This window comes from Streptomyces sp. NPDC001530, from assembly GCF_042894545.1.
Lineage (GTDB): Bacteria > Actinomycetota > Actinomycetes > Streptomycetales > Streptomycetaceae > Streptomyces.
Map to the genome: position 1 here is coordinate 251,368 of NZ_JBIAVS010000016.1, position 13,230 is coordinate 264,597.

Below are 13,230 nucleotides of genomic sequence, written 5' to 3' on the forward strand. Positions count from 1 at the left end.
CTGAACGCCCTAGAACTTGTTCCTCGGGGTGATGCCCAGGGACATGCCGGACAGGCCGCGCTGGCGGCCGCCCAGTTTGCCGGCGATGGCGCGGAGGGCCGAGCCCGCCGGGGAGTCGGGGTCCGTCAGGACGACCGGCTTGCCCTCGTCGCCGCCCTCGCGGAGGCGGACGTCGATGGGGATGGAGCCGAGGACGGGGACGGTCGCGCCGGTGGTGCGGGTCAGGCCGTCGGCGACCGACTGGCCGCCGCCCGTGCCGAAGACGTCGACCATCTCGTCGCAGTGCGGGCAGGGCAGGCCGGACATGTTCTCGACGACGCCGACGATCTTCTGGTGGGTCTGGACGGCGATGGAGCCGGCCCGCTCGGCGACCTCGGCGGCCGCCTGCTGCGGGGTGGTGACGACCAGGATCTCCGCGTTCGGGACCAGCTGGGCCACCGAGATGGCGATGTCGCCCGTGCCGGGCGGCAGGTCCAGGAGCAGCACGTCCAGGTCGCCCCAGAAGACGTCCGCCAGGAACTGCTGGAGGGCGCGGTGGAGCATCGGGCCGCGCCAGACCACCGGTGCGTTGCCCGGGGTGAACATGCCGATGGAGATGACCTTCACGCCGTTCGCCTGCGGCGGCATGATCATGTTCTCGACCTGGGTCGGACGGCCGTCCGCACCCAGCATGCGGGGCACGCTGTGGCCGTAGATGTCGGCGTCCACGACGCCGACCTTCAGGCCGTCGGCCGCCATCGCCGCCGCCAGGTTCACCGTCACCGAGGACTTGCCGACGCCGCCCTTGCCGGAGGCGACCGCGTACACGCGGGTGAGCGAGCCCGGCTTGGCGAACGGGACCTCGCGCTCGCCCTGGCCGCCGCGCAGCGAGGACGCCAGCTCACGGCGCTGCTCGTCGCTCATCACGTCGAGCGTGACGTCGACGCGGGTCACGCCCTCGACGCGGGAGACCGCGTCGGTGACGCGCTGAGTGATCGTGTCGCGCATGGGGCAGCCGGAGACCGTCAGGTACACGGTGACCGCGACCGCGCCATCCGCACCGATCTCCACCGATTTGACCATCCCCAGCTCGGTGATGGGTCGCTGGATCTCGGGGTCGTTCACCGTCGCCAGTGCTTCGCGCACCGCGTCTTCCGTAGCCATAAGGACGATGGTACGGCGACGGGCCGGGAGCCGGGAAAGCCCGTCACCGGTCGTCTACGTCACGTCCGTGCGACCGTTCTGCCGGGAATACGACATGGCCGTCGACCCGCCGCTCCTCCACCTCCTTGATGACGTCCTCGAGTTCGGAGCGAATCCAGTCACGGGTGGCGACCTCGCCGAGGCCCACGCGCAGTGAAGCGATTTCCCGGGTGAGGTACTCGGTGTCCGCGATGGACCGCTCGTTCTGCTTGCGGTCCTGTTCGAGGTTGACCCGGTCGCGGTCGTCCTGGCGGTTCTGCGCGAGCAGGATCAGCGGGGCGGCGTACGAGGCCTGGAGGGACAGCACCAGCGTCAGGAAGATGAAGGGGTAGTTGTCGAAGCGCAGGTCACGCGGCGCGAAGAAGTTCCACAGCACCCACACGATGATGACGACCGTCATCCAGACGAGGAACCGTCCGGTGCCGATGAAGCGCGCGATGCGCTCCGAGAGCCGCCCGAACGCCTCCGGGTCCCACTCGGGCACCAGCCTGCGCCGCGGCGGCTTCGGCTGGTCGAGCCGGGTGCGCGGCCGGGTGGCCGCGGTGGCCCCACTGGCGACCCGCTCGCGGGTCTCACGCTCAGGTGCCATGAGGTTCCTCCTCCGCGAGGTGGAACTCGGTCTCGCGCCAGTCCTCGGGCAGCATGTGGTCCAGTACGTCGTCCACGGTCACCGCGCCGAGCAGGGAGCCGCTCTCGTCCACGACGGGCGCCGCGACCATGTCGTACGTCGCGAAGAAGCCGGCCACGACGGGCAGCGCGGCCTCCGGGTCCAGCGGCTGGAGGTCGTCGTCGACGAGCGCGCCGACCAGCGTGAACGGCGGGTCGCGCAGCAGCCGCTGGAAGTGGACCGTGCCGAGGTACTTGCCGGTCGGCGTCTCGTCCGGCGCGCGGCACACGTACACCTGGGCGGCGAGCGCGGGGGAGAGGTCGGGGTTGCGGACCCGGGCGAGCGCGTCCGCGACCGTCGCGTCGGGCCGCAGCACGATCGGCTCGGTGGTCATGAGACCGCCGGCGGTCTTCTCCTCGTACGCCATCAGCCGCCGCACGTCGGCCGCCTCGTCCGGCCGCATCAGCCGCAGCAGCCGCTCCACGTCCTCGGTGGGCAGTTCGGCGAGCAGGTCGGCCGCGTCGTCCGGGTCCATCGCCTCCAGGACGTCGGCCGCGCGCTCCTCCTTGAGCTTGCCGAGGATCTCGATCTGGTCGTCCTCGGGGAGTTCTTCGAGGACGTCGGCGAGGCGGTCGTCGTCCAGCGCGGCGGCCACCTCCCCGCGCCGCTTCGGCGAGAGGTGGTGCAGGACGTTGGCGAGGTCGGCCGGGCGCAGCTGCTCGAAGGTGGCGAGCAGGCTCTCGGCGCCCTGTCCGTGCTCCTCCAGTGAGAACCCGGTGACGGCGGACCACTCGACGGTCAGCGTCTCGCCCTTGGTGCGCCGGAAGGCCCCGCTGCGGGCCTTGCGGACGAAGACCCGGTCGATCTGCCACTCCCTGCGGGCCGGCAGCTGCTGGATCGACACGTCGATCACCGTCACCTCCTCCTCGGTGTCGACGAGGCGTACGCGCCGGTCCAGCAGTTCGCCGAAGACGAGCCGCTCGGTGGGCCGCTGCTCGAAGCGCCGTACGTTGAGGACGCCGGTGGTGATGACCTGGCCGGACTCGATGCCGGTCACCCGGGTCATGGGCAGGAAGATGCGCCGCCGCGTGGACAGCTCGACGACGAGGCCGAGCAGCCGGGGCGGCCGCCGTCGGACGCGCAGCATGGCGACCAGGTCCCGCACCCGGCCCACCTGGTCGCCGTTCGGGTCGAAGACGGCGACAGCTGCGAGGTGCGAGACGAAGATCCGGGGGGCGCTCGCGGCCATGCCCGCGCCTCCTTCTCTTCATGGGCGGCTTTTCTTCGTACGCGACTCTCGATGCGCGCGTTCTGTCCCACTCTGTCCGTTCGGGTGGGCTTCAGGCTAGCCCGTCCCGCTCGGATACGCCCTGGTGAGCGCTCCGGACGGACTGCCTCCGCCGGCCGTGTACGGCACCGGTACGCTGCCGTACGCCGCCAAGGACCGCCGCACGAAAGGCAGCCCCACCTGTGACCGCAACTCCCCAGGTCCGAACCCACAGGGCCGCACTGGTGAGCGCGATGTGCGCACTGGCCGTGACGGGGACAGCGCTGACGGGATGCAGTAGCAGCGAGGACCCGGACGCGGGCACGAACGGGGTGGGCAAGCTGCCCGCCGCCACCATCCAGGCGAAGACGAAGAAGGCGGCCGAGGCCGCGGACACCGTACGGCTCTCCGGAACCGTCGTGACCAACGGGACCACGTACACCCTCGACATGCGCCTCAAGGCCGACGGCGGCACCGGCTCCGTCACCTCGAAGGGGGGCACGTTCCGGCTGCTGCGGGTCGGCGAGCACCTCTACCTCAAGGCCGACGCGGAGTTCTGGACCCACGAGGACGGCAAGAGCGACAACACCTCCGCCGACACCGCGGCCGCGAAGAAGCTGGAGGGCATGTACGTGAAGGTGCCGACCGGAGACCCCGCCTACAAGCGGTTCAGCGGCTTCACCGACAAGGACGTCCTCCTCGACGGCCTGCTCACCCTGCACGGCACCCTCGCCACAGACGGCCGCCACGAGCAGTACGGCGTCCGCACCATCCGCATCACCGGCGACAAAGGCTCCGGCGGCTCCCTCGACGTCTCCCTGAAGGGAACCCCGTACCCCCTCCTGCTGGTCCGGGCGGGCCACGCGGGCACCCTCCGCCTCACCGACTGGGGCAAGGACTTCGCCCTGGAGGAGCCCTCGAAGAAGGAGACGGTGGACTACGGGCAGCAGCTGCCCACGTCGTAGCGGCTCACGGGCCGGAGCTCTAGCGGCGCTTGCGCTTCTTCATGAGCAGGCGCGGCAGAGCCGCTGGGATCGGCCGGCGGGTCGTCGCCGGGGTCGGCAGTGGCGGCGCGGCGAGCGAGCCGTCGGGGAGCTCGGACGTGGCGCCCGACGGCTCCAGCCGGAGCACCCGGCACTCGCGGGCCCAGCGTCCGGGCATGGCCTCGCCGTCAGGGGCGTTCAGGCGCTTGCCCTTGAGCTCGGCGACCGCCGCCTCCCACTCCTGGGAACCGGGGGTCAGCTCCACGACCTTCGCGGCCCAGGACACGAGGCGCCCACCCTTGTCCTTGCTGCGTACGGTGACGACGGCGTCGCCTCCGTCGACGAGCCCCGGCAGCGGCTGCTCGCCGGGCCCGTCGCCGACCAGACAGGCCGCGCCGTCGTGCCACACGTGCCACAGGGCGCGGGAGGGCACCTCGTGGCCCTTGGCCTGGAGCATCGGCGCGCCGCTGCCCCGTACCCAGATCAGCCCGGACTTCTTGGTGGCCTCCTCGACGAGGGCCTGGTCGAGCAGCTCTTCCGTCATGGGGCCAAGACTATCCAGCCCACTCCTACAGCCAGCCGTTGCGCTTCAGGATGCGGTGGATCGAGAGGCAGAGGCCGACGGTGATGCCCATGACCACCGGGTAGCCGTACCGCCAGTGCAGCTCGGGCATGTGCTCGAAGTTCATGCCGTAGACGCCACAGACCATCGTCGGGACGGCGATGATCGCGGCCCACGACGTGATCTTGCGCATGTCCTCGTTCTGCGCGACGGAGGCCTGGGCGAGGTTGGCCTGGAGGATCGAGTTGAGCAGCTCGTCGAAGCCGAGGACCTGCTCCTGCACCCGGGCGAGGTGGTCGGCGACGTCCCGGAAGTACTTCTGGATGTCGGGGTCGATCAGCCGCATCGGCCGCTCGCTCAGCAGCTGCATGGGGCGCAGCAGCGGCGACACCGCCCGCTTGAACTCCAGTACCTCGCGCTTGAGTTGGTAGATCTGTCCGGCGTCCGTACCGCGCGGCGTGCCCTTGCGGCCCGGCGAGAACACCTCGGTCTCGACCTCGTCGATGTCGTCCTGCACGGCGTCCGCGACCGCGATGTAGCCGTCGACGACGTGGTCGGCGATCGCGTGCAGCACGGCCGAGGGGCCCTTGGCGAGCAGCTCGGGGTCGTCCTGGAGGCGGTGCCGCAGCGCCCGCAGCGAGCCCTGCCCGCCGTGCCGGACGGTGATGAAGAAGTCCCGTCCGGTGAAGCACATGACCTCGCCGGTCTCCACGATCTCGCTGGTGGACGTCAGCTGGTCGTGCTCCACGTAGTGGATGGTCTTGAAGACGGTGAAGAGGGAGTCGTCGTAGCGCTCCAGCTTGGGGCGCTGGTGGGCCTGCACGGCGTCCTCGACGGCCAGCGGGTGCAGCCCGAACTCGCGGGCGATACCGGCGAATTCGGCCTCCGTCGGCTCGTGCAGACCGATCCACACGAAGCCGCCGTCGCGGTGCACCTGGCGCATCGCCTCGTGCGGCGTGAGGGGCTCGCGGCTCTCGACGCGGGCGCCGTCGCGGTAGACGGCGCAGTCGACCACGGCGGACGGGGTTCCGGGGGCACGGGTGGTGTCGTACGAGCCACTGTCCTTGCGCAGCGTGGGACGGGGGCGGACCGCGGCACGCAGGTCACGGATCATCGACATGGCAGGCTCCTTTTCGCAACGGAGGCCGCCGGCGACGGTTGAAACTACCCGGAATGGGGACGTCCTGACTGCGGATGTTTGGCACGTCCACAAAGCGGGGAGCACCGCACCGTCGCGGTGGCAGCTTCGCTACTGATTCAGATCAGACAGATCAGGCGGAAACGAAGCGCTCTTCCGTGGTGCACCGGACAACGCTGACACGTATGCACACGTTTGCGGGAGGCAGCAGCAGGCAGAGCTGGGAAACCAGCGGATCCAGCAGAACCAGCTACGGAACTCAGCGACCGGAAGAGCGGGTGGTACTGCACGGTCGACTTCGGTCCATTGCAGCCCCACCTCCTCCGGTCGGTCCCCCGTGAGGGACGATCCATCCCCCGAAGGGGAGTCTGTCTCCCGCCACAGGGGAGTCAGATCAGTCTCAGTGCGTCGGAGCTCGAGAGCGACGCTTCAGCGTGCTGCCCCGACCAGCGGCCAAGACTATCAGCGCACTGGAACGTCAAGGCGCCGCTTTGCCCGTTGTTGACCGCGGGGTCCGGTGCGCTCCTCGGGAATTGACGCGGCCTATGCTCGGCGCATGGCTGATGTTCTTCCTCTGGTCGAGGCCCGTTTGCGCTCCGCGCTGGGCGAACCCGACGCGCGGGCCGCGGTCACCTTCCTCGGCACCGAGCGCATCGAAGTGCTGCGCTTCACAGAAGGCGACATCGTCCGCTATGCGACGCTCGGCATGTCCGCCCAGCCCATGGCGGACCCCACGGCGGTGCTCGCCGACCCGGTGAAGGGCCCGCGCGCCGAGCTGATCCTCTCGGTGCGCGCGGGCGGCGCCGACACCGACAAGGTGCTCCGCCCGCTCGCCGTGCTCGCCGCGTCCCCGCAGGTCGAGGGGGTGGTGGTGGCTCCGGGCGCTTCGCTCGACGTGGGCGAACCCCTGTGGCCCGGCGCGCCGTTCACCTCCGTCCTGGTCGCGGAGTCCGGCGGCCTGGTGGAGGACCTGGAGCTGGACGCGCCCGCCGATCCCGTGCGGTTCCTGCCGCTGCTCCCGATGACACCGAACGAGGCCGCGTGGAAGCGCGTGCACGGCGCGGGCGCCCTCCAGGAGCGCTGGCTGAACGGCGGAACGGACCTGCGCGATCCGCTGCGCAAGTCCGTCCCGCTGGACTGAGCCGCCCCTCTGTGGAGAGTGGCCCTTCTCACTCTCTGAACCCCGGTCAAACCCCGTCCGGAAACCGTCAGTTGGCGAAGACGGTGACACTGTCCTCGGTCGCGTGCCGGGGCTCCAGCTCCTCGGCCTCGTGGGTGAGGGCGTTCCGCCGCATGAGGACCACGACCGCGCCGATGACCGCCGTGACCGCGGCGACCACGAACGGGATGTGGAGGTCGCTCCACTCCTCGATCTTCGGCGCGAAGTAGGGCGCCGCCGCGGCCGCGAACCACCGCACGAAGTTGTACCCGGCGCTCGCCACCGGCCGCGGCGCGTCCGAGACGCCCAGCGCGAGCTCGGTGTAGACGGTGTTGTTCACGCCGATGAACGCGCCGGACAGGATCGTGCAGACGATGGCGGTGGTGTGGTCGCCGTACCCGAGCACGAGCACGTCTGCGGCGAGCAGCACCAGTGAGCCGCCGAGCACCTTCAGCGAGCCGAACCGGGCCTGCAGGCGCGGCGCCACGACCACCGAGAAGACGGCGAGCAGCACGCCCCAGCAGAAGAAGACCGCGCCGGACTTGTACGGGGTCATGTTCAGCACGAACGGCGTGAAGGCCAGCACGGTGAAGAACGTGTAGTTGTAGAAGAACGCGGAGACGGCCGCCGAGGCGAGACCGCCGTGGCCCAGCGCCTTGATCGGGTCGAGCAGGGACGTCTTCCTCGCGGGCTTCGGCTGCTCCTTCAGGAACGCCGTGATGCACAGGAAGCCGACCGCCATCAGGAACGCGGTGCCGAAGAACGGGTAGCGCCAGCTGGCGTCACCGAGCAGTGCGCCCAGCAGGGGCCCGCACGCCATGCCGAGGCCCAGGGCGGACTCGTACAGCAGGATGGCGGCCGCGCTGCCACCGGCCGCGGCGCCGACGATGACGGCGAGGGCGGTGGACACGAAGAGGGCGTTGCCAAGGCCCCAGCCCGCCCGGAATCCGACCAGCTCGCCGACCGATCCGGACGTGCCCGCGAGGCCCGCGAAGACCACCACGAGCGCGAGGCCGAGCAGCAGCGTCTTGCGGCCGCCGATCCGGCTGGAGACGAAACCGGTCACCAGCATCGCGACCGCGGTGATCAGGAAGTACGAGGTGAAGAGCAGCGAGACCTGGCTGGCCGTGGCGTCCAGGCCCTGGGCGATGGACGGCAGGATCGGGTCGACGAGCCCGATGCCCATGAAGGCGACGACGGATGCCCCGGCGGTCGCCCAGACGGCCTTCGGCTGACGCAGGATGCCCGTGGCTCCCGCGCCGAATGTGTCCCCTTCGACTGTGCCCCCTTCGACCCCCTCGGCAGGGCCTCCCGTGCTGCTGATCATGTCCGCTCCTTCACCGTGAGACTGCGGCGTACGACGAGATCGTTGACGTATACACATAATAAGTTAGGTGGGCTAATTAATGCAAGCTACATCTAATTTTCGGGCGTGATCCGACATGACAGGCACACGCCGGACGGGTGATCGTCCTTGACGCGGCGAAGGACGGGGAGGACCGTTGGGCCCTATGAGGGGCGAACCCAGTTGCCCGAAGTGTGGTGGCCGGGTCAGGGCTCCCGGCCTCTTTGCCGACTCCTGGCAGTGCGATGTGCACGCCGGCGTGCATCCGCTGCAGCCTGTGATCCCGCCCAGCGTCGAGGCCCTCGGGGTGGTCGTGCACCACGCCCGGGTACCGGTGTGGATGCCGTGGCCGCTGCCGGTCGGCTGGCTGTTCACCGGTGCGACGTTCGCCGGTGACGACCGCAGTGGCGGGCGCGCGACCGCCGTCGCCTGCTCGGGTCCCGGACCGCTCGGCGGCATAGGGGAGCTGCTCCTGGTCGCCGAGGAGCTCGGCGTCGGCCTCGGCGCGCGGTACGCGGGCATCGACGGGCCCGATCCCGGCCCGTACATGAGCGTCGAGAAACCGCCCCAGGCGAAGGTCCTCGCGGCCGGTCGCCCAACCCCGCTCTGGCATGTCTCCGGCAGCCCCGGCGACCGCGCCGTCTTCGCGGGCGAGGCGCGTGGGCTGTGGCTGTGGGCGGTGGTGTGGCCCGAGCAGTCGGGCCTGCTGATGTACGACGAGCTGGTGCTGACGGATCTGCGGGACGCCGGGGCGGAGATGGATCTGCTGCCGTGCGGGGCGCTGTCGCCGCGCATCCTGGAACCGTAGGGCGCTGAGAGGCTGGAGCCGTGGGGCGCTGCGAGGCGAAGGGTGCTGGAGGGCGCTGCGAGACGGAAGGTGCACGAGGGCGCTGCGAGACCGGAACCGCAGGGTGCCGCGAGACGGCGGGCACAGGAAGCTCGTAGGGGGCGCTCGGCGGTTGAGGGTGTGACAGGGGACCCCAGGATTCCCGTTATCCTTGGGTGTCCCCTTCCGTTCCGTCACCGCCTGGAGTCCGCGTAGTGCGCATCGATCTGCACACCCACTCCACGGCTTCCGACGGTACGGACACCCCGGCCGAGCTGGTGCGGAACGCTGCCGCCGCCGGTCTGGACGTCGTCGCGCTGACCGACCACGACACCACCCGCGGCTACGCCGAGGCGATCGCCGCGCTGCCCGAGGGGCTCACCCTCGTCACCGGCGCCGAGCTCTCCTGCCGCATCGACGGCATCAGCATGCACATGCTGGCCTACCTGTTCGACCCCGAGGAGCCCGCGCTGCTCGCCGAGCGCGAGCTGGTGCGGGACGACCGCGTGCCGCGCGCACACGCCATGATCGCCAAGCTCCAGGAGCTCGGCGTGCCGATCACCTGGGAGCAGGTGGCGCGCATCGCGGGCGACGGTTCGGTCGGGCGGCCGCACGTCGCGTCCGCGCTGGTCGAGCTGGGTGTCGTGGACAGCGTCTCCGACGCCTTCACCGAGGAGTGGCTGGCCGACGGCGGCCGCGCCTATATCCCCAAGCACGAGAGCGACCCGTTCGAGGCGATCCGGCTGATCAAGGGCGCGGGCGGCGTCGCCGTCTTCGCGCACCCGGCCGCGGCCAAGCGGGGCCGGACCGTGCCGGAGTCCGTGATAGGGGAGCTCGCCGCCGCGGGGCTCGACGGCATCGAGGTCGACCACATGGACCACGAGCCGGCGACCAGGGCCCGGTTGCGGGGTCTGGCCGCGGAGCTGGGGCTGCTGACCACGGGGTCCTCGGACTACCACGGCAGCCGCAAGACGTGTGTGCTCGGGGAGTTCACGACCGATCCCGAGGTGTACGGGGAGATCACTCGGCGGGCTACCGGGGCGTTTCCGGTGCCGGGTGCCGGTGGAAGCGCCCGCGTGTAGTTCCCCTCTCTTTTCACGGCACCCGGCGCTGTCGGCCGTGCCCGCCGTTTCGCCCTGCGGAACGACTGCCCACAGCGGGGCTCCGGCTGTCCTGGCGCCCGCGTATTTCTCACCCCTGCAAGGCCATTCACTGTGTTCGACGTCGCCGTCTTCGGCTCCCTCTTCCTCACCCTTTTCGTCATCATGGATCCCCCCGGGATCACCCCGATCTTCCTCGCGCTGACCGCCGGACGCCCCGCCAAGGTGCAGAAGCGGATGGCCTTCCAGGCCGTCTGTGTGGCGGGCGGTGTGATCGTGGTCTTCGGTCTGCTCGGCCACCAGATCCTGAACTACCTGCACGTCTCCGTGCCCGCGCTGATGATCGCGGGCGGGCTGCTGCTCCTGCTGATCGCCCTCGACCTGCTGACCGGCAAGACGGACGAGCCGAAGCAGACCAAGGACGTCAACGTCGCCCTCGTACCGCTCGGCATGCCGCTGCTCGCGGGCCCGGGCGCGATCGTCTCCGTGATCCTGGCGGTGCAGAAGGCCGACACGGTCGCCACGCAGGTGTCGGTGTGGACCGCGATCCTCGCCATCCACGTGGTGCTGTGGCTGGTCATGCGCTACTCGCTGCTGATCATTCGCGTCATCAAGGACGGCGGTGTCGTGCTGGTGACCCGTCTCGCGGGCATGATGCTCTCCGCGATCGCCGTGCAGCAGATCATCAACGGGGTCACGCAGGTGATCCAGGGGAGCTGACCGGCTCCGCGAACGGCTTGGGGAACGCGCAGAGCCCCGTACGGCATCGGTACCGTACGGGGCTCTGAAGTCTGTAATGCAGCCTGCGATGCAGTCTGTAGTGCAGTCTGTGATGCGTCCGCGCTGTTACGAGGCGGACGAGTCGGCCGGGCGGATCCACAGTCGCTGCCCGATGGCCGCGGCTTGCTGAACGATCCGGTTGACGGAGGCGGCGTCTACAACGGTGCTGTCCACGGGCGTGCCGTCGACATCGTCGAGTCGCATGATTTCGAAGCGCATGGGCTTCTCCCTTCGTCTGGTCATCCTCCTGAGGAGAACTACTCGTGAGTGGCGCGCGAGGCATCGGTGCCCCCGCTTCCGTACGTATTCAACGGGGTGCGTGTTACAAACATTCCCTACGCTAAGGAAATTTTTCGAGAACCTAATTACTCACCGGTAAGCGCTGGTGAGGGACGTGGCGGAGACTGAACGGGGCCGGTTGTGTTCGCAGCGTGACCGCCGGGACAATGGACGCGATGAACGACGACCTCGTGGCGCTAGGCGCCCGCATCGACCGCACGAACGAGCTGCTGCAGCGCATGCTCGCCGAGGTGGCGAAGACGCCCTCGACCCACGCGATCTTCGTCGACGCCGGATATCTGTACGCGGCCGCGGGGCGGCTGGTCGCCGGCACGGAGGACCGCCGCTCCTTCGACCTGGACACCGAAGGCCTCATCGAGGCGCTCATCGACCGGGCCCGCACGATCTTCGCGGACAGCAGGCTGCTGCGCGTCTACTGGTACGACGGCGCGCGACGCCGCATCCACACCGCGGAACAGCAGGCGATCGCCGAACTCCCGGACGTGAAGGTGCGGTTGGGCAACCTCAACGCCAACAACCAACAAAAAGGCGTCGACTCACTCATCAGATCGGACCTGGAGTCCCTCGCCCGGCACCGCGCCATCAGCGACGCCGCGCTGCTCGGCGGCGACGAGGACCTGGTGTCGGCGGTCGAGGCGGCGCAGGGGTACGGGGCGCGGGTCCACCTGTGGGGGATCGAGGCACCCGAGGGCCGCAACCAGGCCGAGCCGCTGCTCTGGGAGGTCGACAGCCAGCGCACCTTCGACCTCGACTTCTTCAAGCCGTACGTGTCCCGGCGGACCGCCCTCTCGTACGACGCGACGGCGGCCGCCCGGCCCACGCGGGACGACGTGCGGTTCGTGGGCGCGCAGATCGCCGCGAAGTGGCTGGCCGCGCGGGGCCGGGAATCGCTCAGGGAACTGCTGCCGGGGCACCCCTACCTCCCCGGCTCCGTCGACCAGGATCTGCTGGTCGAGGCCGAGGGGCTGCTGCAGTACTCCCTGCGGGGGCAGGCGGACCTGCGCCGTGCGCTCCGGGACGGTTTCTGGGAGCACGTGCAGGCGCAGTACTAACTGCCTGCCCGCTGGTGGTCGATGCTGTTCCAGAAGGCGGCGAGGGCGCGGGCCGTCTCCAGGGGCTGATCCTCGTTGGGGGAGTGCTCTGCCCCCGGTACGACCGTGCGCTCGGCCTTGAGACGTACGGCCATCTCGTCCAGCAGGGACACCGGCCAGGTGTCGTCGCGCTCGCCGGAGAGCACGTGCTTCGGCAGGGGGACGGCGGCCAGTTCGGCGACGCGGTCGGGTTCCGTGCACAGTTGGCGGCCCGTGGCGATGAGCTGGGCCGGGCTGTTGCCCAGCCAGCGGCGGCGCAGGTCGGCGAGGTCGTCGAGCCCCGCGTCGAGCCCGCCGGTGTCGGTCTCCTCGGGCGTCTCCATCGCCTGGATCGCCTCCCACACCTCGGCCATGCCCATCACGGCGAGTGCGTCGCGCAGCAGCTTGACGCGCTGCTGCTGGGAGACGGAGATCTGGGCGGGGCCCGAGGACATGAGCGTCAGTGAGACGAAGGGGGTCGGGTCCAGCAGTACGGCGGCGCGGGAGATCTGGCCGCCGAGGGAGTGGCCCACGAGGTGCACGGGGGTGCCGAGGGCGGCGGCCTGTGCGAGTACGTCCCGTGCCAACTCGCCCTGCGCGTACGGCGTTTCGTCGTCCTTCGGCCCCTCGGTCTCGTACTGCCCGCGTCCGTCCACGGCCACCGTCCGGTACCCCGCCGCCGCCAACGGCTCGTGCAGTGCGATGAAGTCCTCCTTGCTGCCGGTGAACCCCGGTAGCAGGAGGGCGGTTCCCTTGGGTCGCCCCTGTGGCGGGGCGTCGAGCACGGCGAACTCACCGCGGGCGGTGGGGAGCCGATAGGCACGGACTCCGGCGGGTGGGACGAAGGTGGCGGGCCTGCTCATGCCCCAGAGGTTATCGGGCGGGAGTGAGGGTGCGCTGCCGGTCGCGGC

Annotated in this window: 14 protein-coding genes; 6 read left to right on the plus strand and 8 right to left on the minus strand. The window is 70.2% G+C overall.

What is annotated here, in order from left to right:
• Positions 1-9 precede the first annotated feature (9 nt).
• From ACFY0T_RS31845 to ACFY0T_RS31855, 3 genes are read right to left on the minus strand one after another with little or no spacing between them, the layout of a single operon-like run.
• Positions 10-1,143 (minus strand): Mrp/NBP35 family ATP-binding protein, encoded by a 1,134-nt coding sequence (locus ACFY0T_RS31845; RefSeq protein WP_388878143.1) that lies wholly within the window; start codon positions 1,141-1,143, stop codon positions 10-12.
• Between the two features lie 43 nt (positions 1,144-1,186).
• Positions 1,187-1,771, minus strand: a complete 585-nt coding sequence (locus tag ACFY0T_RS31850; RefSeq protein WP_388878146.1) for a DUF1003 domain-containing protein — start codon at positions 1,769-1,771, stop codon at positions 1,187-1,189.
• Positions 1,761-3,038, minus strand: coding sequence for a magnesium transporter MgtE N-terminal domain-containing protein (locus ACFY0T_RS31855; protein ID WP_388878149.1), 1,278 nt, complete (start codon positions 3,036-3,038; stop codon positions 1,761-1,763). Before ACFY0T_RS31855 ends, ACFY0T_RS31850 begins: the two co-directional genes overlap by 11 nt.
• Before the next feature lie 272 nt (positions 3,039-3,310).
• Between ACFY0T_RS31855 and ACFY0T_RS31860 the strand changes: the two genes are divergently transcribed.
• Positions 3,311-4,021, plus strand: coding sequence for a hypothetical protein (locus ACFY0T_RS31860; RefSeq protein ID WP_388878247.1), 711 nt, complete (start codon positions 3,311-3,313; stop codon positions 4,019-4,021).
• Positions 4,022-4,040: 19 nt separating this feature from the next.
• Here the strand turns inward: ACFY0T_RS31860 and ACFY0T_RS31865 are convergent, their stop codons facing one another.
• Together ACFY0T_RS31865 and ACFY0T_RS31870 are read right to left on the minus strand one after the other, a co-directional pair.
• Complete coding sequence (locus ACFY0T_RS31865; protein ID WP_388878153.1) at positions 4,041-4,583, minus strand: hypothetical protein; 543 nt, start codon at positions 4,581-4,583, stop codon at positions 4,041-4,043.
• A 25-nt stretch (positions 4,584-4,608) separates the two neighbouring features.
• Positions 4,609-5,721 carry a magnesium and cobalt transport protein CorA gene (locus ACFY0T_RS31870; RefSeq protein ID WP_388878156.1) on the minus strand — a complete coding sequence of 371 codons (1,113 nt, stop codon included), beginning with the start codon at positions 5,719-5,721 and terminating at the stop codon, positions 4,609-4,611.
• Positions 5,722-6,295: 574 nt separating this feature from the next.
• On the opposite strand from ACFY0T_RS31870, the gene ACFY0T_RS31875 reads away from it, so the two are divergent.
• Positions 6,296-6,880: a suppressor of fused domain protein gene (locus tag ACFY0T_RS31875; protein ID WP_388878158.1), complete on the plus strand. Its 585-nt coding sequence runs from the start codon at positions 6,296-6,298 to the stop codon at positions 6,878-6,880.
• Positions 6,881-6,947: 67 nt separating this feature from the next.
• Here ACFY0T_RS31875 and ACFY0T_RS31880 read toward each other — a convergent pair whose 3' ends face one another.
• The gene (locus ACFY0T_RS31880) at positions 6,948-8,225 is read right to left on the minus strand and encodes an MFS transporter (RefSeq protein ID WP_388878162.1); all 1,278 of its coding nucleotides are present in this window, start codon (positions 8,223-8,225) and stop codon (positions 6,948-6,950) included.
• Between the two features lie 184 nt (positions 8,226-8,409).
• Between ACFY0T_RS31880 and ACFY0T_RS31885 the strand changes: the two genes are divergently transcribed.
• The 3 genes from ACFY0T_RS31885 (at position 8,410) to ACFY0T_RS31895 (ending at position 10,889) form a co-directional block, all read left to right on the plus strand.
• A complete protein-coding gene (locus ACFY0T_RS31885) occupies positions 8,410-9,051 on the plus strand; it encodes a DUF6758 family protein (protein WP_388878165.1) in 642 nt (213 codons plus the stop codon).
• Positions 9,052-9,284: 233 nt separating this feature from the next.
• Complete coding sequence (locus ACFY0T_RS31890; protein WP_388878168.1) at positions 9,285-10,151, plus strand: PHP domain-containing protein; 867 nt, start codon at positions 9,285-9,287, stop codon at positions 10,149-10,151.
• Positions 10,152-10,283: 132 nt separating this feature from the next.
• On the plus strand, positions 10,284-10,889 hold the full coding sequence (locus ACFY0T_RS31895; protein WP_388878170.1) for a MarC family protein: 606 nt from the start codon (positions 10,284-10,286) through the stop codon (positions 10,887-10,889).
• 126 nt (positions 10,890-11,015) lie between these two features.
• Here ACFY0T_RS31895 and ACFY0T_RS31900 read toward each other — a convergent pair whose 3' ends face one another.
• Positions 11,016-11,168, minus strand: a complete 153-nt coding sequence (locus tag ACFY0T_RS31900; protein ID WP_105968294.1) for a hypothetical protein — start codon at positions 11,166-11,168, stop codon at positions 11,016-11,018.
• A gap of 236 nt (positions 11,169-11,404) precedes the next feature.
• On the opposite strand from ACFY0T_RS31900, the gene ACFY0T_RS31905 reads away from it, so the two are divergent.
• Positions 11,405-12,301: an NYN domain-containing protein gene (locus ACFY0T_RS31905; RefSeq protein WP_388878173.1), complete on the plus strand. Its 897-nt coding sequence runs from the start codon at positions 11,405-11,407 to the stop codon at positions 12,299-12,301.
• On the opposite strand, the gene ACFY0T_RS31910 is transcribed toward ACFY0T_RS31905, so the two are convergent.
• Complete coding sequence (locus ACFY0T_RS31910) at positions 12,298-13,182, minus strand: alpha/beta fold hydrolase (protein WP_388878175.1); 885 nt, start codon at positions 13,180-13,182, stop codon at positions 12,298-12,300. The genes ACFY0T_RS31905 and ACFY0T_RS31910 overlap by 4 nt on opposite strands.
• Positions 13,183-13,230 lie beyond the last annotated feature (48 nt).